At 57.9% G+C, this 18,260-nt stretch carries 18 protein-coding genes and 1 riboswitch; of the genes, 13 read left to right on the top strand and 5 right to left on the bottom strand.

Annotated elements, in window-relative coordinates; all coding sequences use genetic code 11:
- Positions 1 to 129 precede the first annotated feature (129 nt).
- A riboswitch (cobalamin riboswitch) is annotated at positions 130 to 318 on the top strand.
- A 140-nt stretch (positions 319 to 458) separates the two neighbouring features.
- From J3482_RS03870 to J3482_RS03815, 12 genes are all read left to right on the top strand, one after another.
- Positions 459 to 1,385 (top strand): sirohydrochlorin chelatase, encoded by a 927-nt coding sequence (locus J3482_RS03870; protein WP_206922083.1) that lies wholly within the window; start codon positions 459 to 461, stop codon positions 1,383 to 1,385.
- Complete coding sequence (gene cobA / locus J3482_RS03865) at positions 1,382 to 2,167, top strand: uroporphyrinogen-III C-methyltransferase (RefSeq protein WP_328702651.1); 786 nt, start codon at positions 1,382 to 1,384, stop codon at positions 2,165 to 2,167. The genes J3482_RS03870 and cobA overlap by 4 nt, the downstream gene beginning before the upstream one ends.
- Before the next feature lie 42 nt (positions 2,168 to 2,209).
- Positions 2,210 to 3,907 (top strand): precorrin-3B C(17)-methyltransferase, encoded by a 1,698-nt coding sequence (cobJ, locus tag J3482_RS03860; RefSeq protein ID WP_206922082.1) that lies wholly within the window; start codon positions 2,210 to 2,212, stop codon positions 3,905 to 3,907.
- Positions 3,908 to 3,991: 84 nt separating this feature from the next.
- On the top strand, positions 3,992 to 4,774 hold the full coding sequence (gene cobK, locus J3482_RS03855) for a precorrin-6A reductase (protein WP_021298339.1): 783 nt from the start codon (positions 3,992 to 3,994) through the stop codon (positions 4,772 to 4,774).
- 38 nt (positions 4,775 to 4,812) lie between these two features.
- Positions 4,813 to 5,466, top strand: coding sequence for a precorrin-8X methylmutase (locus tag J3482_RS03850; RefSeq protein ID WP_021298338.1), 654 nt, complete (start codon positions 4,813 to 4,815; stop codon positions 5,464 to 5,466).
- Positions 5,467 to 5,481: 15 nt separating this feature from the next.
- Positions 5,482 to 6,576 carry a cobalt-precorrin-5B (C(1))-methyltransferase gene (locus tag J3482_RS03845; protein WP_031219242.1) on the top strand — a complete coding sequence of 365 codons (1,095 nt, stop codon included), beginning with the start codon at positions 5,482 to 5,484 and terminating at the stop codon, positions 6,574 to 6,576.
- Positions 6,566 to 7,861, top strand: a complete 1,296-nt coding sequence (cbiE, locus tag J3482_RS03840; RefSeq protein ID WP_206922081.1) for a precorrin-6y C5,15-methyltransferase (decarboxylating) subunit CbiE — start codon at positions 6,566 to 6,568, stop codon at positions 7,859 to 7,861. Before J3482_RS03845 ends, cbiE begins: the two co-directional genes overlap by 11 nt.
- A complete protein-coding gene (cobI, locus tag J3482_RS03835; RefSeq protein WP_206922080.1) occupies positions 7,858 to 8,571 on the top strand; it encodes a precorrin-2 C(20)-methyltransferase in 714 nt (237 codons plus the stop codon). Before cbiE ends, cobI begins: the two co-directional genes overlap by 4 nt.
- Positions 8,568 to 9,359 (top strand): precorrin-4 C(11)-methyltransferase, encoded by a 792-nt coding sequence (gene cobM, locus J3482_RS03830; protein WP_146821623.1) that lies wholly within the window; start codon positions 8,568 to 8,570, stop codon positions 9,357 to 9,359. Before cobI ends, cobM begins: the two co-directional genes overlap by 4 nt.
- Positions 9,356 to 10,525, top strand: coding sequence for a cobalt-precorrin 5A hydrolase (locus J3482_RS03825; RefSeq protein WP_146821622.1), 1,170 nt, complete (start codon positions 9,356 to 9,358; stop codon positions 10,523 to 10,525). The genes cobM and J3482_RS03825 overlap by 4 nt, the downstream gene beginning before the upstream one ends.
- Positions 10,522 to 11,913: a cobyrinic acid a,c-diamide synthase CobB gene (locus tag J3482_RS03820; RefSeq protein ID WP_206922079.1), complete on the top strand. Its 1,392-nt coding sequence runs from the start codon at positions 10,522 to 10,524 to the stop codon at positions 11,911 to 11,913. Before J3482_RS03825 ends, J3482_RS03820 begins: the two co-directional genes overlap by 4 nt.
- A gap of 10 nt (positions 11,914 to 11,923) precedes the next feature.
- Positions 11,924 to 12,310: a (2Fe-2S) ferredoxin domain-containing protein gene (locus J3482_RS03815; protein WP_146821620.1), complete on the top strand. Its 387-nt coding sequence runs from the start codon at positions 11,924 to 11,926 to the stop codon at positions 12,308 to 12,310.
- Positions 12,311 to 12,697: 387 nt separating this feature from the next.
- On the opposite strand, the gene J3482_RS03810 is transcribed toward J3482_RS03815, so the two are convergent.
- Genes J3482_RS03810 through J3482_RS03800 form a run of 3 tightly spaced genes read right to left on the bottom strand, consistent with a single transcriptional unit; the run spans position 12,698 to position 14,898 of the window.
- Positions 12,698 to 13,420, bottom strand: a complete 723-nt coding sequence (locus J3482_RS03810; protein ID WP_146821619.1) for an amino acid ABC transporter ATP-binding protein — start codon at positions 13,418 to 13,420, stop codon at positions 12,698 to 12,700.
- Positions 13,413 to 14,066: an amino acid ABC transporter permease gene (locus tag J3482_RS03805; protein ID WP_146821618.1), complete on the bottom strand. Its 654-nt coding sequence runs from the start codon at positions 14,064 to 14,066 to the stop codon at positions 13,413 to 13,415. Before J3482_RS03805 ends, J3482_RS03810 begins: the two co-directional genes overlap by 8 nt.
- Before the next feature lie 31 nt (positions 14,067 to 14,097).
- The gene (locus J3482_RS03800) at positions 14,098 to 14,898 is read right to left on the bottom strand and encodes a transporter substrate-binding domain-containing protein (RefSeq protein ID WP_146821617.1); all 801 of its coding nucleotides are present in this window, start codon (positions 14,896 to 14,898) and stop codon (positions 14,098 to 14,100) included.
- Between the two features lie 162 nt (positions 14,899 to 15,060).
- Here J3482_RS03800 and J3482_RS03795 point away from each other — a divergent pair, with 162 nt between their 5' ends.
- Entirely contained in the window at positions 15,061 to 16,302 is a 1,242-nt protein-coding gene (locus J3482_RS03795) for an aminotransferase-like domain-containing protein (RefSeq protein WP_223203995.1), read from the top strand.
- A gap of 229 nt (positions 16,303 to 16,531) precedes the next feature.
- Here the strand turns inward: J3482_RS03795 and J3482_RS03790 are convergent, their stop codons facing one another.
- Entirely contained in the window at positions 16,532 to 17,968 is a 1,437-nt protein-coding gene (locus tag J3482_RS03790; RefSeq protein ID WP_146821616.1) for a sodium:solute symporter family protein, read from the bottom strand.
- A gap of 10 nt (positions 17,969 to 17,978) precedes the next feature.
- Positions 17,979 to 18,164: a DUF3311 domain-containing protein gene (locus J3482_RS03785; protein ID WP_146821615.1), complete on the bottom strand. Its 186-nt coding sequence runs from the start codon at positions 18,162 to 18,164 to the stop codon at positions 17,979 to 17,981.
- Positions 18,165 to 18,260: the final 96 nt, after the last annotated feature.

Below are 18,260 nucleotides of genomic sequence, written 5' to 3'. Positions count from 1 at the left end.
CGGAGATGTGTATAAGAGACAGCCGCCATCCCCAGCCGTCCCCACCCCAATCTCGTGCATAAATGAGGACTAGACGTCATACCCATCAGCGTGTACCATGAAGTCACTTGTACGAGCAAATTCTACGAAAATCACATATGCGGAAAAGGTGTCCACGATGTTGTGGACTTAATAGGGAAATCGGTGAAAATCCGATGCGGTCCCGCCACTGTAATGGGGAACGAGACAATGGTCACTGGGGTGCTAGGTGAGGCCCTGGGAAGGCTGTCGAACGTGATGAACCAGAGCCAGGAGACCTGCCTTTTCTATGAACACCGTTACAACCTACGGTCGATAGGGAGGTGTTTGTGGGCGACCTCTGTCGTATACAAACACTCTTTTTATAGCAAAAAGAGTGTTTTTTATATGCTATGGCGCGGCAAACACCCCTCCTATAACATTCAGGAGGGTTTCAGACGATGAAAGAAATCACACTATGTATCGGTCATGGCAGCCGCGATGCCGATGGCAACGAGGAGTTCATCCACTTTGTCGATCAGCTGCGCAAGGCCGCACCAGATAAGCACTTTGAAGTTTCCTTTCTAGAACTGGCGACACCGACTATCCTCGACGGCATCGACGCGTGCGTACGTGCCGGCGCGACGCGGATTGTCGCTGTACCCATCATCCTCTTGGCCGCTTCGCATACCAAGCTTGAGATTCCGGAACTGTTGGATGCAGGTCGCGCCAAATACCCACACGTTGAGATGATTTACGGTCGGAATATTGGATTGCATGAGCGCATTGTCGACCTCCTCACCACCCGCTACCAAGAACACCTTCTGAACTTGCCGACGCCCGCCGCACAGCCGGAAGATACCGCGATTGTGTTGATGGGGCGCGGTAGTAGTGACCCCGACGCGAATGGGGACTTGTACAAAATTGCCCGCCAAATCTGGGAGAAAACGGGCGTTCGCACGGTCGAAGTGTGCTTTACCGGCATCACATTCCCCAGTTTGCCGGACGGTGTGCGCCGCGCTATGGCACTTGGCGCAAAGCAGATTGTCGTCGTCCCCTACTTCTTGTTCACCGGCGTGCTGATGAAACGCATGCGCGACGTCCTTGCGGCGCTACAGGCCGAGCATCCGCAGGTGCAGATGACCATGGCGGATTATTTCGGGGCGCATCCGTATCTGGTGGAGGTGGTCCTCAGTCGCCGCGACGAAGCGATTGCGGGTCATGCGTTCATGAACTGCGATTTGTGCAAATACCGCAAGGCTGCTTTGCCTGATCACCATCACCATCACGACCACGCACATCACCATCATGGCGCCGCGCACGATCACGCCCATGATCATCACCATCATCACGAAGCAAATCCCACGCCGGTAGGTGAAGGCGCGTGACGGCGCGGCAGTTCGTGGGACGCGTGTATCTGATTGGCGCGGGCCCGGGGGACCCAGGGTTGCTGACGCTAAACGGCAAGGCGGCGCTCGAAGCGGCGGATGTCGTCGTCTATGACCGACTGGTTGCCGAGGAACTACTCGACTTTGCCCGCCCGGGGGCACAGCTTATCTACGTCGGCAAGGCGCCGCACCATCACACGCTGGCGCAGAGGGACATCGATGCGCTCTTGGTGGAAAAGGCACAGGCGGGGCATACGGTGGCCCGGTTGAAGGGGGGAGACCCGTTCATTTTCGGGCGCGGTGCAGAGGAGGCAGAGGCGTTGCGGAATCACGGCATTCCGTACGAGATTGTGCCAGGTGTCAGTTCGGTCGTCGCCGCGCCTGCGTATGCGGGGATTCCACTCACGCATCGGGCGATCGCGTCTGGGTTTCACGTGGTGACGGGGCACGAGTGCCTACATTCGACCGGAACGCCGTGGGCGGCCATCGCGGCGTCCAACCAGACACTGGTCATCTTGATGGGAATGGGCCATCTCCGGGATATCGCGCGGCGGCTCATCGCACACGGCCGCCCGGCGCATACGCCGACTGCCGTCGTTCATATGGGCACGACGGATCAGCAGGTGACGGTTGTCGGGGCGTTGGCCGACATCGCCGACAGGGTCGAGGCGCGCGGGCTGACGTCGCCTGCCGTCATCATCGTTGGCGACGTCGTGCAATTGCACGCACAGTTGGACTGGTTTCGGCCCCAAAGTGCTGTCCAAAGCGAACTTGCGCGATAACGTTCGCTCGCGGCGGCACAGGTCTTGTAAGGAGGGTGACATATGGGCGGAAAGATATTCGTTGTTGGGTTCGGGCCGGGATCGTATGAGCATATCACGGAACGCGCGCGGGCTGCGATTCAGGAGAGCGACGTGATTATTGGTTACAACACCTATGTCGATTTAATTCGCGGGCTTTTGACGAACCAGGATATCGTGCGTACAGGCATGACGGAGGAAGTCAGCCGCGCGCAAAAGGCGGTGCAACTCGCCATGGATGGCAAGGGTGTCGCGGTCATTTCGTCCGGCGATGCCGGCGTTTACGGCATGGCGGGGCTTGTGTACGAGGTGTTGATTGAGCGTGGTTGGCATCCAGGCGATAACCCGGAAATCGAGGTGATTCCGGGGATTTCGGCTATCAACTCGTGCGCGGCCCTGCTTGGCGCGCCGATTATGCACGACGCGTGCACCATCAGCTTATCCGATCACCTGACCCCCTGGGAGGTCATCGCCCGTCGCATTGAGGCGGCGGCTGCAGCGGACTTTGTCATTGCGCTGTATAACCCGAAGAGCGGTCGGCGGACGCGACAGATTGTCGAGACGCAGGTGATTCTGCTCAAATACCGGCCCCCGGAAACGCCTGTTGGGCTCGTCAAGAGCGCGTATCGCGACAGGCAACACGTCGTGCGCACGAACCTCGGGGAAATGTTGACGCACGACATCGGCATGCTGACGACGGTCATCATCGGCAACGCGTCGACCTTCTACTACGACGATTTGATGATCACGCCGCGCGGCTACCAGCGCAAGTACACACTCGACACCGAGCAGCAGCGCCTGCGCCCTGGGGAACGGCTGCGCCCGGAAAATGAGCCGTGGTCGCTGAACGCAATGCAGGGCGCATCGGGCGGGAACGGTCAAAGTGGTATTCACAAAGATAGCGCATCAACTGGAACACAAACGCCACAGGGCAGCACGACGTCCGCCACGCCTGCTGCCGCAGTCACATTGCCACCCCGTGCTTGGGCAGAGGCTGCGCTTCGTTGCCTCACGGAAGGTCGACCGGCAACGTCCTCCACAGCGTTTTCGCCGACGGCCGCGCCTGTGCGGCAAGTTTCTATTTTGGAAGTCGCAGTGAGCCCCGGTGTCGCGAACAAGAAGTTCACCGCGGCACAGTTGACGCGTTTGGCGGAGTTGGCTGGGGAGAGCGGCGAGATCGAGTACACCACGGCGCACCAACTGATTTTGCGGACGCAGACAGATGACGCGAACGCCTTGGTCGAAGCGTTGCAGGCGCAAGGGCTGACGGTGTTGCCAGTTGGCGACGTGATTAAGGTCAAAGCGTGCGATTTCTGCGATGGCGAGAAGTACGAGGGCATCGCGTATGCCGAGGAAATTGCTGGGCGCCTCGCCGGGCTCTCGGTGGAGAAGGAGTTGCGCATCGGCTTCAATGGCTGCGCGATGGCTTGCTACGGCGCGGTGAATGAAGACATCGGCCTCGTCTTTCGCAAGGGCAAGTTTGACATTTTCCTCGGAGGCAAGACGACAGGACGCAATGCGGCACCCGGGATTCGCGTGGCAGAGGGCGTGCCCGCCGACGAGGTGCCTGATTTGATGGAGCGCATTGTCAATCGCTACCGGGCGGACGCGTTCCCAGGGGAGCGATTCCACAAGTTTTTCCAGCGGGTTGGCGAGATCGAAGGGTTCGTTCACCGAGACAAGCCGGTCACTGTGGTCGCCGATTCGGTATGTGGCCAATGAAGTGAAATTAATGAAGTGAACTTTAATGAAGTGAACTTTAATGAAGTGGTTGGCGGTGGTCAGCCAGGAAAGGAGGAAGCGCAGATGATCTTCTTCATGGCCGGGACGAGTGACGCGCGGGCCTTGGCATTGCGCATTCAGGAGAGCGGTTATCCACTCATCGCCAGCGTGGTCACCGAAAACGCGGCACAGGTCCTGACAGATGCAGGAATTCCGGCGCGTCACGGGCGCTTGGATGTCGAACGGATGTGTGAAGCCTTACAGGACACGGGCGCGAAGGTGCTTGTTGACGCGAGCCACCCGTTCGCGGAAGAGGCGCACCGCACGGCGATGGCTGCGGCGGATGCGGTAGGGATTCCCTATATCCGGTACGAGCGGGCGACACAGGATTTTGGCGGCAATGACTTCGTGACGGTGGTCGACACATACGAACAGGCGGCAGAACTAGCAGCAGAGCGCGGTGGCAGCATCATGCTGACGACTGGCAGCAAGACGTTGCAGATTTTTACCGACAAACTGATTGGCCGACCAGATGTCCGCCTAGTCGCCCGTATGTTGCCACGCGTGGACAACATGGAGAAGTGCGTGGCCCTGGGGGTTGAGCAGAAGAACATCATTGCGATGCAAGGCCCGTTTTCTCGCGAGTTGAACCAGGCGCTCTATCGACACTACGAGACGACGTTGATGGTGACGAAAGAGAGCGGTGGGCCGGGGGCGGTTGACGATAAGGTGGCTGCGGCGATAGAGATGGGCATTCAGGTGATTGTCATTGGTCGCCCCAAGCTGGCGTATGGCACGAGTTTTTCGACAGCGGACGGTGTGATGGCAGAGCTTGGTCGCGTCCTCGGGCCCGCTGTAACCAGGTGAAATGATGATGAAGTACGGAGAAGGCGAGGTAGCGCGGCATGGAATTTGGTACGGAGTTTCAGCCTGTGACGACGCAGCCACAGGCGATTGAGGACAAAAGTTTCGAGATTATCACGGAGGAACTGGGGCCGCATCCGTTTACGGATGAACAGTTCAAAGTGGTCCAGCGCGTCATCCACGCGTCGGCGGACTTCGAACTCGGGCGAAGCCTCGTCTTTCACCCAGACGCCATCGAGGCAGGTGTCGCGGCCATTCTCGCGGGGGAACCCATTGTCGCGGACGTGCAGATGGTGCAATCGGGTATCAGTAAGCCGCGAATCGTCAAGTACGGTGGCGACGTCCATGTCTATATTTCCGATCCCGACGTGATGGCCGAAGCCAAACGCCTCGGGACGACACGGGCCATTGTGTCGGTGCGCAAGGCGGTGGCCGCGCATCCTCGCGCGATTTTCGCGATTGGCAACGCGCCGACGGCGCTGCTCGAACTGATTCGCCTGGTCAAATGTGGCGAAGCGCGACCGAGCTTGATTGTCGGCGTGCCGGTTGGCTTTGTCTCGGCGGCAGAGTCGAAAGCGGAGTTGATGAAGTTGGACGTGCCGTTCATCACCAACCATGGGCGCAAGGGTGGAAGTCCGGTGGCTGTGGCGACGGTCAACGCCCTGTCGCTCTTGGCGGACGCCAAAGGTCGGTGAGTGCCGATGGGCGAGATGCTCGACGTACCCAATCGCCCGCTCCGGCACGGTTATACGACAGGTGCTTGTGCGACCGCGTGTGCCAAAGGGGCGCTTTTGACCCTGATTGAGCAGGCACCCGTGACGTCCGCGACCATCTGGATTCCCGCCGGCGAGTGGGTTGAGTTTTCGTTGCAGGACGTCGAATTCACGAAAGATATGGCGTCCGTTACGACGATTAAGGATGGCGGAGACGATCCCGACGCCACCCACGGCGCCCGCATTGTCGCGACGGTGTCGTTTATTGAAGGCGATGGCGTGGAGATTGACGGCGGCGTCGGCGTCGGCCGGGTGACGAAGCCGGGGCTCCCAATTCCAGTCGGCTTGGCGGCGATTAATCCTGTGCCGCGCAAAATGATTCGCGAGACGGTCGAGGCCGTACTCGCTGAATACGGGATTCAGCGTGGCGTCAAGGTGGTGATTTCCGTGCCGGATGGTGAGGAGATCGCCAAAAAGACGCTGAACGAGCGGCTTGGGATTGTGGGGGGCATTTCGATTTTAGGCACGCGCGGGATTGTCGTGCCGTTCTCGACGGCGTCGTACAAGGCGAGTATCGCCTACGCGATGAACGTCGCAAAGGAACAGGGGCTCACGACCGTGGTGTTGACGACCGGCGGCCGCAGTGAGAAGTACGCGATTCGCATGTTCCCAGAGTTGCCGATTGAGGCGTTTGTCGAGATGGGCGACTTTGTCGGCTTTTCGGCCAAGCACGCCAAGCGCACCGGCATGCGGGAGGTGCGCTTTGTCGGCATGATGGGCAAGTTCTCGAAAGTCGCGCAAGGCGTCATGATGGTGCACGCCAAGAGCGCGCCCATCGACTTCGGTTTTTTGGCGTCCATTGCGGCGGACGTCGGTGCGCCGGCTGAGTTGTGCCAAGCCATTCGCGAGGCCAATACGGCGAGTCAGGTCGGCGACTGGATGCTCGAACGCGGCTATCGCGAATTTTTCGATCGGCTGGCGTACGCGTGCTGTACGCACGTGCTCCAGCATGTCGACGGTGGGATGCGAATTCGGACAGATTTGACCACGCTCGCGGGCGAGTATTTAGGAGGCGCGCAAATTGACGGATAAAAAAGTGGTCGTCGTCGGCATCGGCGACGACGGTGTCAAAGGGCTCGGCGATGCGGTAAGAGACCGCATTCGCGCGTGTGCGGTGTTGTACGGGAGTGAAAGACAACTGGCTTTGTTCCCTGCGTTCACAGGCGAAAAGCGCGTGTTTCCGACGCCGATGCGGGTGGCGATAGACGAAATTGACCAAGTGTCGGCCACGCGGCCTGTGGCGGTGTTGGCCAGTGGGGATCCACTGTTTTTTGGCATTGGCGGCGTGCTGACAAAGCGCCTCGGGCATCATCGTGTGGATATTGTGCCGCACGTGAGTTCCGTGCAATTGGCGTTTGCGCGGGCTGGGCTCAGCTGGCAGGATGCGCCCGTCATCAGCTTGCATGGGCGACCTATCCAAGGGTTTGCACAAAAGCTGCACAATCGGGCGTGTGTGGCGGTGTTGACGGACGACGTCAATACGCCTGGCGCCATTGCCCGCTACCTTTTGGAATACGGCATGACGGAATATGACGCGTTTGTCGGCGAACACCTCGGCGGCGAGCAGGAGAAAACGGGTTGGTACGACCTGCAATCCCTCAGCGATGCGTCATTTGCCGCGCTGAATGTCGTCATCCTGCGCCGCCGCGATGACGCCTCGTCGCCAGTCTTTACGCTGGGTATGGACGACAGTGCGTTTTCGCAGCGAAAGCCCGACAGAGGGTTGATTACGAAGCGCGAGGTCCGCGTGTTGAGTCTCGCTGAATTGCGGCTGCGTCCGGGCGACGTGCTGTGGGATATCGGCGCGTGCACAGGCTCTGTATCGATTGAAGCGATTCTCTCGACGCCGGATTTGCAGGTGTTTGCGGTCGAGAAAAATGAGGGTGACTTGGTCAATCTGCGGGAAAATCAGGTGAAATTTCGGACGGATTTTGTAGCCGTTCACGCGAAAGCGCCCGATGGGTTGGAGCGCTTTCCAGATCCGGATGCGGTGTTCATCGGCGGCAGTGGTGGTGAACTGGGCGAGTTGTTGCACATCTGCGCGAACCGTCTGCGCGCGGGCGGGCGCATCGTGGTCAATGCGGCGACCATTGAAAATTTGTACGAGGCGTACCAGACGCTGCGCGAACTGGGACTAACCGTAAGCGTCACGCTGGTTCAGACGGCTCGGAGTAAGCCGATTTTGAATCTCACGCGCCTGGAGGGGATGAACCCGGTCTACTTGGTGACTGGCATGCTTGAAACAACTAACCAGGAAACACACATTCCCGAAACACACATTCCTGCAACAAACCGTGCGAGGGAGGAGAAGTCGTGACACAGACCACAGGGACGCTGTACGGCGTCGGTGTCGGCCCGGGTGACCCGGAACTGTTGACTGTAAAGGCGTTTCGGCTGATGCAGTCGTCGCCAGTGATTGCTTACCCGAACAAGCGGATGGGCGGTAAAAGTTACGCGCTGGAAATCGTCGAACAGTATGTGAATCCGGCTGAGAAGACGATGCTCGGCCTCGTGTTCCCGATGACAAAAGATGAGGACGCGTTGCGCGCCGCCTGGCAGAAGACGGTGGACGCGGTCTATGAACACTTGGCCGGGGGGCGCGACGTCGTCTTTGTCACAGAGGGCGACCCGATGCTCTACAGCACGTTTATTCACATGGCGCGCTTGATGCAGCAAACGCACCCGGAGGTACAGGTTGTCTCGGTACCGGGCATTTCGTCGGTGAACGCCGCGGCGAACCGATTGGGGGCACCTTTGGCGGATGGCGACGAGGCCGTCGCCATCATTCCGGCGCGTGCGGATATGGACGCGATGAGGGATGCGTTATTGCATCACGATTGTGTGGTGTTTTTAAAGGTCGCCAAGGTGCTCGACGAGATGATAGGGTTGCTCGACGAATTAGGTCTCACGGAGAAAGCGGCGGTCTGCACGAAAGTGACCTCGGCGAGTGAGCGCGTCTGGCATGACGTTCGCGCCTTGAAAGGTGCTTCACTCAATTATTTGACACTCTTGGTGGTGAGGAAATGAAACTGGACGCAAAAGTGTATATCGTCGGTGCGGGCCCGGGGGACCCGGAGCTCATCACAGTCAAAGGCATGCGCATTCTTCAGCGTGCGGATGTGGTCATCTACACGGACAGCCTCGTGCGCGCGGAACTGCTCGACTACTGCGGACCGACGACACAGGTGTTTAAAAGCGCGGGCATGGCGCTTGAAGAAATCGTCCAGCTGATGGTTTCGCACGTGCGCGAAGGGCGCAGCGTGGCGCGGGTCCATACGGGTGATCCGGCCGTCTTCGGCGCCATCCTGGAGCAGATTGGTATGCTTTTGCGCGCAAAAGTTCCCTACGAGGTGGTTCCGGGTGTGAGTTCGGTGTTTGCGGCGGCGGCCGTACTTGGGGCAGAACTGACGGTGCCGGAACTGACGCAGACGGTCATTCTCACGCGTGTCGGCGGGCGTACGCCGATGCCAGAGGGCGAACAACTGCGCGATTTGGCAAAGCACCACACGACGCTCGCGCTGTTTTTGAGTGCGACACTCGCGAAGAAGGCGGTCGACGACTTACTGGCTGCCGGCTGGTCGCCGGATACACCGGTCGCCGTCGTGCAGAAGGCCACGTGGCCTGACCAATTGGTGATTCGCAGCACACTCTCCCATCTTGTGCGTGCGATGGGCGACGCGCACGTCTCCAGCCACGCGATGATTCTCGCTGGCTGGGCGCTAGATCCGAATCTCGCCCTTGCGGACGGCCATCGTTCGAAGTTGTACGACAAGACGTTCACGCATCGCTACCGAAAGGGTGTGGTCGAAGGATGACGAAAGCAAACGCCGTGGTCGCTATCACCAAACACGGCACGGCCATCGCCCGGCGCCTCCAGGCACAACTCCCGGATGTCGACGTCTATTACCCAGAGAAATTCGCGTATGGCGACGAGGCAGAGCGTGGCATCACGACCTACGAAGGCTCCGTCGTCGCCCACGTGCCCACGCTATTTCACGCGTACAGCGGCCTGATTGGCATCTTTTCGCTGGGTGCGATGGTGCGGTTGATTGCGCCGCTTCTCAAGGACAAGAAGACGGACCCGGGGGTGGTCGTGATCGACGATAGAGCAGAGCACGTCATCAGCGTCCTCTCGGGCCATTTGGGGGGCGCCAACGATTTGACGCGCAAAGTCGCAGCCGCACTTGGCGCGCGACCGGTTATCACGACGGCGTCCGACGTCGGCGAGACGCTCGCCGTCGATTTGCTGGGACGCGCGTACGGTTGGGAAATTGCCAACTTCGAGAAGGTGACGCCGGTGAGTGCTGCGGTGGTGAACGAGCAACGCGTGCACATCGTGCAGGAGGCTGGCGAGCGGGAGTGGTGGACATACGACAAACCTTTGCCCTCTTATCTACATGTGTTCGACAACACCCACGATGCGATGCAGGAACCGTTTGACGCGGCCCTGGTCATCACGCCGCGCCGACTCACGGACGAGGAGGCCAGCGTTCTCTTGCAAAACGGCGTTTTGTACCGTCCGAAGGTGATTGTCTTAGGCATCGGTTGCAACCGGGGCACGTCGGCGGACGAGATTGCCACGGTGGTGGAGGAGACGCTGCGGGCTGTGCAGCTTTCGCCAAAGAGCATTCGCAACGTCGCGACGATTGACGTGAAACGCGACGAGCCCGGGTTACTGGAATTTTGCCAGCGCTACAACGTGCCGCTCGTGACATATACGGCCGCGGAGTTGAACGCGGTGGAGATTCCCAATCCATCGGAGACGGTCTACAAGTATGTGGGCGCGTACGGTGTGAGTGAACCGGCGGCACGCTTGTCGTCCGGGGCGTCGTCGTTTGTCGTGGAGAAGCGTAAGTCGGGGAACGTGACGGTGTCTGTATGTCTGGTGCCACAAAAAGCGGCTGAGACCGCCGACGCTACGCCTTCGTTGGCCGCGCCAGGGGCACGTCCGTTTGGCGGCGACGTCGAGGTGAGACCATGAAACGGCCACGTCTGGTGATTGCCGGTACGAACAGCGGTGCGGGCAAGACGACTATCGCGCTCGGTCTCATGGCGGCACTCGCGCGCCGGGGGCTTTGCGTACAGGGCTTCAAGGTCGGCCCAGACTATATTGATTCCGCCTATCACACCGCCTTAACGCACCGCCCCTCGCGCAATTTGGACATGTGGATGATGCCGAAGGACAGCGTCCGCGAAATTTTTCACCGCGGCAGTGAAGGCGCCGATATCTCGGTGATTGAAGGCGTCATGGGCCTGTACGACGGCAAACAGCCGCTGTCGGATGAAGGGAGTACGGCGGAAGTTAGCCGCTTGTTGCAGGCGCCGGTCATCTTGGTCGTCAATGCGGCGAGTATGGCGCGCAGCGCGGCTGCCGTGGTCCTTGGGTTTCAGCAGTTGGACCCACAGGTGCCGCTGGCGGGGGTGATTGTTAATCGCGTTGGCAGCAAGGGGCACTACGCGTTGGTCAAGGCCGCGATTGAAGCGGTTTGCCAGGTGCCGGTGCTCGGTTATCTGGAGCGCCACGACCATTTGGTGATTCCCGAGCGCCACTTAGGCCTCTTGCCGGCGATTGAGCGCGGTGAGTTGAACGACTTGTTCGACGGCCTCGCCGATGCGATGGAAGCGACGGTCGATCTCGATTTGCTCGTCGAACTCGCAGCAGACGCTGCCGATTGGCAAGCGCCACCGGCGACGCTGTTTGTTGGAGCACCTGTGCCGCCGTTTGTGAAAATAGCCGTTGCGCGCGATAGCGCATTTAACTTCTATTATCCAGAGAATCTGGAGTTACTTGCGTGGTATGGCGCAGCGCTTCAATATTTCTCGCCGCTTGCGGGAGAACTGTTGCCAGAAGACGCGGATGGTTTGTACATTGGCGGGGGCTTTCCCGAGGAGTTCGCTGAGCGTCTTGCCGAGCAGTCGGCGCTGCAGGCGCAGATACGCGCGCGCATCGCAAACGGGTTGCCGACGTTTGCCGAGTGTGGTGGCTTCATGTGGCTGACCGAGTCGCTGCGGGATAAATCCGGCGCTACGCACCAGATGGTGGGCGCGATTCCGGCGCGCGTGCAGATGCAGGCGACGCGGGCGGCGCTTGGCTATCGCGAGGTGACGGCGCTGATGGATACGCTGTTGCTCGGCAAAGGCGAGACGGCCCGCGGTCACGAGTTTCACTACTCGACGGTGGCACAGACTTGTTCGAAGGATGAGGCGGGCATTTGGCCGCACGCGTATGCGGCGAAGGGACTGCGTGGCGAGAAGCCGGAAGGCTTTGCGTGCGGCAATTTGTTGGCGGGGTATACGCATCTGCACTTTGCGTCAAACCCGCAGATGATTCGTCGCTGGCTCGAGGTTTGTCGGACATATCATACATAGGAGGCCTTTTATGGAGACGACCATCCACTCGTCGCAGCCGGGCGTTGCGACGAAGCGGCGCGTGTTGGCACAAGTCGTGGTCTGTTCTGGATGTTGCTGTGGACGCACAGACAAAGGTCGACCGGCGATTCCGCTCGACTGGCTGAAGCGCACGTGGAAGGAGAAGCGCCTACTCAAACACGTGCAGTTGACGATTAGTGGCTGCCTAGGCCCATGTGACATCGTCAATGTCATTAGCATCGTCACCAAGCACGGGGACAGGTGGTTTGGCGGCATTACCACAGACGAGCCGTTCACATGGCTGGTTGAATGGGCAGAGGCGACAGCGGCGCTCGGGGAACCGGCTGACTTGCCTGCGGGACTCTTGCCATATGAGTTTCAGCGGTTTACTGAGTGAACAGTACACGCCTGCGGGTTGAGCGTCCGATACAAAGAAATTCAATGCCGCAGGCTGAATTATTTTATGCTCTTTCTACTAGGTATGCCAAAGCAGCCTACCCAGTAGAAAGGGGAACGATAGAAATAAGCCTGCTCGCTGTTTTAGGTGGGTAAATCAAAAGACAACTTACCTAGTAACAGGTAAAACATAGAGATATTGTCGACGGGGCAGATTTAGCGGGCTTTGTACCGGTTTCAGCGGGGGAAAGGGATGCATTCATGAACATGCCTTGGTCGTCCTGCCTACAGTCAAGCGTTGGCGTAATAGGAGACGAAGGTGCGTTCGCATAGTCCTCTCGTCTCCATATTTCCGCTAGACAAATGACTGACTGTGCTACCTGGCAGTTCACAACACCTTGGACAAAAATTCTTTTGCCCGTTCGGTCTTCGGGTTGGAGAAGAACACGTCCGGTGTGGAGACCTCCAGGAGCTGGCCGTGATCGAGAAAGCAGATCTTGTCCGCCACGTTTCGAGCGAAGCCCATTTCGTGCGTCACAATGACCATGGTGATGCCGGTGTGCGCGAGGCCCTGAATGACCTGGAGGACTTCTTTGACCATCTCTGGGTCGAGTGCCGAGGTCGGCTCGTCGAACAGCATCGCCTCGGGCTTCATGGCGAGCGCCCGCGCGATGGCGGCGCGCTGCTTCTGGCCGCCGGACAGGGTCTCTGGGTAGCTGTTCGCCTTGTCTTCTAGGCCGACTTGGCGCAACAAGTCCATCGCTTCTCGTTTGGCGGTCTCCTTGTCGACACCTTTGACCTTCGTCGGCGCGTAAATCATGTTCTCCATCACTGTCTTGTGTGGGAACAGGTGAAAGTGTTGAAACACCATCCCCAAATTCTCGCGGATTTTGAGGACATTAGTGCCTTTCACCGTGATATCGACGCCGTCGATATAGACGTGACCCGAGGTGGGCACTTCCAGCAAGTTGAGGCAGCGCAACAGCGTCGACTTGCCGGAGCCGGACGGACCAATCAACGCCACGACTTCCCCTTTGGCAATTTCGAGCGAGACGTCGCTTAATACCTCTAGCTTGCCGAACGATTTGTGGAGGTGCTCTACTTTAATCACTCTGGCGCAGCCTCCTCTCTAGGCGGGAGCCAATCCAACTCAGGAAAATGACAATGACATAATAGATGGCCGCAATCAAAATTAGCGGTTCAAAGTAGCGATAGGTGTTCGACATCGTAATTTCCGCCCGCCGCATCAAGTCGTTGGCGGTGATGACGGACACGAGCGACGAGTCCTTGAGCAGTGCGACACTCTCGTTGACGAGTGCCGGCAAAATGTTTTTGACCGCTTGCGGCAGGATGATGTCGCGCATCATTTTGCCGTACGGGACGCCGAGCGATAGTGCGGCATCCCGCTGCCCTGCTGGCACCGCGAGGATACCGGCGCGAATGACTTCGGAGACGTATGCGGCAGAGTTCAGCGAGAACGTGATGATACCCGCCTGCAATGCAGGAATGTCATAGCCGGTCAATTGTGGTACTGCCCAGTACGCGAGACTAACCTGCACCAAAAGCGGCGTGCCGCGGAAAACAGAGGTATAGGCGATACCAAACCAGCGCAGCGGCGCAAATTTTGAAATCTTGATAATGGATAATAGCGTACCGAGAATAAAGCCAAAAATCGTCGACAGTACCGTGAATTCGAGGGTGACGAGGACGCCTCCCAGGATAAAGCCAAAATTGATTTGGCTAAAATCCAAGCCCATCACGCCACGCCCCCTTTACTTCGCTGTTGTGTCACTGACCGCCACCAAACCATTTTTCGGCCAGTTGTTGAAGTTCGCCGTCTTGTTTCATCTTCTCGATGGCCGTGTCAAATTTCTTGGTCCACGGTGAGCCCTTCGGGAATGCGATGGCTGACCCATTCTCGGTCATCCCCGCAATTTTGTTGATTTGCAACTGTGGGTTGCTCTTCACGTAACCGGTGGCCACCGTGTTCTCAATAATTGCCGCGTCGGCCCGGTTGGAGAGGACCTCTTGAACGACGGTTGGGATGGTGTCGAGCGAATCCAATTTCACGTTCGGGATGGTCTTTGCGGCGTCTTCTTGGATGGATCCCAATTGCGCCGCCACTTTGTCCCCACTTAAGTCCTTGAGCGATTTGATGTTGTCACCTTTTTTCGTAATGACCACATTTTCTGCTTGGTAGTAGACGTCCGAGAAATCTACGCTCTTTTTTCGCTGCGGCGTCGCCGTCATGCCGGCGATGACGAAATCTGCCCGGTGTGACTGAAGCGCGGCAATCAACCCGTCGAAATCCATATCCTCAATCTTCACCTTGAAGTGAAGCTGCTTGGCAATGGCATTGGCCACATCGATATCAAATCCGACAATTTTATCCTGCCCACTCGAAGTATCGTGGTACTCATACGGTTTGTAGTCAGCTGAGGTTGCCATCACCAAGGTGGGTTCGGAACTGGATGAACCAGTGGTCGAGTTGGTTGACCCGGATGTGGAATTCGTGCCACAGCCGGTTACCGCTGCGGTCATGAATGCTACAGCACCGACTGCAGCGCCAATTTGCGTAAAACGTTTCATGTGCATGTCCCCCTATTTTTAAACGCCATCGCGCTTCGTATAATCTTTTTATATAATGTATATATATGCACTGAACCAATATGTCCAGAGAAAATTGCAACTGAATCCATATTCGAAATTCAAGGTGTTTTCCGATTAATTGTCGATTAGGTGGCTGATTTCGTGAACAAACGTGAACTTTTCCCGCCGTCCGTACGCGCGGCGCTGCAGTATCCCGCACCCGGTGCTTGGATGCCGGAGGTTCCTCCAGGTGCGATTCGCCTCAGTGCAGGCTACCCAGATACTTCCTTGATTCCAACCGCCGAGTTTGTTCGTTCGATTCAGGTGTTGGTTCAGGAAGAACGCGACTTGCCATTTCATTATCTTGGCAGTCGTTATGCTACAAATCTTCGCCAGTGGGCGCGAAATCATCTCGCGAGTCGCGGTATCGGGGTCGATGGGGCACAAACGCAACTCCTGATCACCGCCGGTGCCATTCAGGGTCTCGATTTAATCGCGCGCGTCCTGCTCGATTCCACTCGCGCCGTCTTGGTTGAAGCGCCAACTTATATGGAAGCGTTGGAAATCTTCCAGAACTACACAGACGAGATTATCGCCGTTCCGATGGACGCCAATGGATTGCGCCTTGACGCGCTGGAGCAGATTTTGGCGGCGCGCTTGGCGACACACCAAGTGATGCCTACGTTTCTGTATACCATCCCGACGTTTCAGAATCCGACGGGGTATACGCTGAGTGATGCTCGCCGCAGACGATTGCTTCATCTCGCCAAACGCTATGACTTTCTCATCGTCGAGGATGACGCGTATGGAGAGATTTTTTTCCAGCATCCGCCCGTTGCCCTCAAGGCCCTTGATGAGGAGAAAGACCGGGTGATTCATGTCGGATCCCTTTCCAAAGTTCTCGGCCCTGGCCTGCGCGTGGGTTGGAGTGTCGGCCCTGCGCCGATTATCGACGCGATGTCCGTGTTTAAAAAGGACTTAGATCACACCTTTGTCGAAGCGGCAGTCGGATGCTACCTAGAGCACTCGGATTGGCCAGCACAACTTGCCACCATCCGCACCACCTATCGCGCCCGCTGTGATGAGATGCTCCATCTCCTCGCCAAGTCGATGCCGCCGGATGTCACTTGGACAACTCCGCAGGGCGGGTACTTTGTCTGGGTCCATGTGCCGGGTGTCGACACGCTGGCGTTATTGCCGCACGCCTTACAGGCGGGCGTCGCCTACATCCCTGGTTACTACTTTTATCCGGCGCCGATACCTGCGGAGGGTGCTGTTGCGCCGGCGGGCGCTTGTGCTGGCACGGAGTACCTGCGGCTGTCGTTTAGCCACGTGAGCCCCACCGAGATGGCCTGCGGCATCGAACGCCTGGCCGCCGCGATTCGAGCAGTTCGCGGCGACTGATGGGCGTGTGTGGGGACGGCGGTTGCGGCGGCTAGGGGGGCGCGCGTGGTTGGAAAGCCACTACGTGCCAGGCCGCCGCGCCGCGTCCCTCTCTACCGTATCCACCCGCGCATGACACAAGCGCGCCGCTTGGCGTGATGCCCATGCGGCGCGTTCGCTACGTGAAGCCGTGCGGCTTCCGTTGAGTCTGTTTGTTGTGGTTGGGCTTCAGTGGTCTGCGAAGGTCCGCTTATGCGGTCACCGTCTCTCTGACCTTGCTGCTTGCATCGCGTGTCAGGGCAGAGACGATGAGGACGACAATCATATTGCCAAGCATAGACCAGAAGCCGATATTGACACCCCACAGGATGGATTGACCTGAGAGTGTGAAGTAGACGACGAGGCCGACACCGACTAGGATGCCGGCGAATGCGCCAACTTTGCTGACCGCGCCGCGTGCGAAAATTGCGAGCAGGACGGTTGGGAAGAACTGCGAGACGAAGTCGTATCCCATCAGCAAGAGAGAGACAATCGCCGCGTTGCTTTGCAGTGAAAAGAGAAATGTGACGGCTGCTACAATCCAGACGAACACGCGGGCGACGATTTGTACCTTTGCGTCCGTCGCGCCCTTGGATAAGGGGCGGTAGATGTTCTCCGCGATAAGCGTACCTGCCGACATCAGCATCAAGGAACCTGGCACAATGGCGGTCAGTACACCCGCTCCGCCGATGATGCCTGCGACCCAAGCAGGGAACACCTTTTGGACAGCGGCCAACAGGGCCAGGTTCGAATTTTGCAGGTTTGGAACAACGAGGATGGCCGCAAACCCTGCAAAAAAGACGAACAACAGCACGAGTTGATAGAGTGGCAGGAAAATCGCGTTGCGCCGGAAGATTCGTTCATGCTTCGCCGTGTATACGGCGCCGAAGGCGTGCGGCCACATGTAAAACCCGAGGCCCGTCATGGCGACGGTCGAAATGAACCAGGGAATCCCCATGCCGCCATTGCCCAGTGTCAAAAAGCCAGGCTTTTCTTGGTTGATTTTTGTGAACATGTCGTGAAATCCACCGACGTGAATTGGCAGGGCAATGCCGATAAACAGGACGACGATGACAATCAGGATGTCTTTTAGGACGGCTGTCCAGGCTGTACCGTGTATGCCGCTGATGGTCACGTATACGGCTAGGACAATCATTGCGATGCCGATGGAGATGGGCTGACTGATGGTGCCATAGGAAGCCGTTTCGACGATGAGGCCAAGGCCGGTCATCTGCGATTGCAGATAAGGGATAATGGCGACTACACCGACGACGGCGACTAGAATGCCGAGCCACTTGCTGTCAAACATCTTAATGAAAAAGTCCGGTTGCGAGATGAGATTGTGTTCTTTTGCATAGCGCCAAATTGGTGGTAATAGAAAATAGGAAAACAAGTAAGCGACGGCGCCATACGCCAGGATGTAGACGGTTGGTCCACCGGTTCCGTAGGCCCAACCACTGCCGCCAAGGAACGTGAACGTCGTGTAAATTTCCCCGGCGAGCAACAGGAAGACAAACATCACACCAAAGCCGCGACCGCCGACGGACCACTGTTCCAAGTCCATCTTCTTCTTGCGGCGAGCCAGCATGCCTAAAATCAATGAAATCAGTATCGTGGCGAAGATAATCACCATGGGTGACTTGTGCATAGCGAAGGTTTCACTCCTTATTCGTCGGATCGAATTTGTACACGATAGCCATGCACACAGATGTCAGGACAATCCATACGACCATATAGAAAAATAAGAACGGCATGCCGAGTACAATCGGTGTGGCATGATTCGCGAAGATGACGCCAATAAAAATCCCAATCATCGGAATAATCGTAAGCCAGCGGACGGACAAAGCCGTCACCTCCTTTCAGCCTGGACTGTCATGGCTCGTAATCGCCCGCGGTGCTGATGTCAGCCAGCTGTTTCGCGCTGACGCATTCGTTCGAAT

Origin of the sequence: Alicyclobacillus suci (assembly GCF_017329615.1) — a bacterium.
In the GTDB taxonomy this organism is placed as follows: domain Bacteria; phylum Bacillota; class Bacilli; order Alicyclobacillales; family Alicyclobacillaceae; genus Alicyclobacillus; species Alicyclobacillus suci.
Note: the sequence above shows the minus strand (reverse complement) of the source record. Positions and strands in the feature narration are given on the sequence as shown.

What these genes read in the sequence shown, in the direction of transcription:
- J3482_RS03870 (WP_206922083.1), top strand. Translation starts at nt 459, where the DNA reads ATGAAAGAAATCACACTATGTATCGGTCATGGCAGCCGCGATGCCGAT.
- cobJ (WP_206922082.1), top strand. Translation starts at nt 2,210, where the DNA reads ATGGGCGGAAAGATATTCGTTGTTGGGTTCGGGCCGGGATCGTATGAG.
- cobK (WP_021298339.1), top strand. Translation starts at nt 3,992, where the DNA reads ATGATCTTCTTCATGGCCGGGACGAGTGACGCGCGGGCCTTGGCATTG.
- J3482_RS03850 (WP_021298338.1), top strand. Translation starts at nt 4,813, where the DNA reads ATGGAATTTGGTACGGAGTTTCAGCCTGTGACGACGCAGCCACAGGCG.
- J3482_RS03845 (WP_031219242.1), top strand. Translation starts at nt 5,482, where the DNA reads ATGCTCGACGTACCCAATCGCCCGCTCCGGCACGGTTATACGACAGGT.
- cobM (WP_146821623.1), top strand. Translation starts at nt 8,568, where the DNA reads ATGAAACTGGACGCAAAAGTGTATATCGTCGGTGCGGGCCCGGGGGAC.
- J3482_RS03825 (WP_146821622.1), top strand. Translation starts at nt 9,356, where the DNA reads ATGACGAAAGCAAACGCCGTGGTCGCTATCACCAAACACGGCACGGCC.
- J3482_RS03820 (WP_206922079.1), top strand. Translation starts at nt 10,522, where the DNA reads ATGAAACGGCCACGTCTGGTGATTGCCGGTACGAACAGCGGTGCGGGC.
- J3482_RS03815 (WP_146821620.1), top strand. Translation starts at nt 11,924, where the DNA reads ATGGAGACGACCATCCACTCGTCGCAGCCGGGCGTTGCGACGAAGCGG.
- J3482_RS03805 (WP_146821618.1), bottom strand. Translation starts at nt 14,066, where the DNA reads ATGGGCTTGGATTTTAGCCAAATCAATTTTGGCTTTATCCTGGGAGGC.
- J3482_RS03800 (WP_146821617.1), bottom strand. Translation starts at nt 14,898, where the DNA reads ATGAAACGTTTTACGCAAATTGGCGCTGCAGTCGGTGCTGTAGCATTC.
- J3482_RS03790 (WP_146821616.1), bottom strand. Translation starts at nt 17,968, where the DNA reads ATGCACAAGTCACCCATGGTGATTATCTTCGCCACGATACTGATTTCA.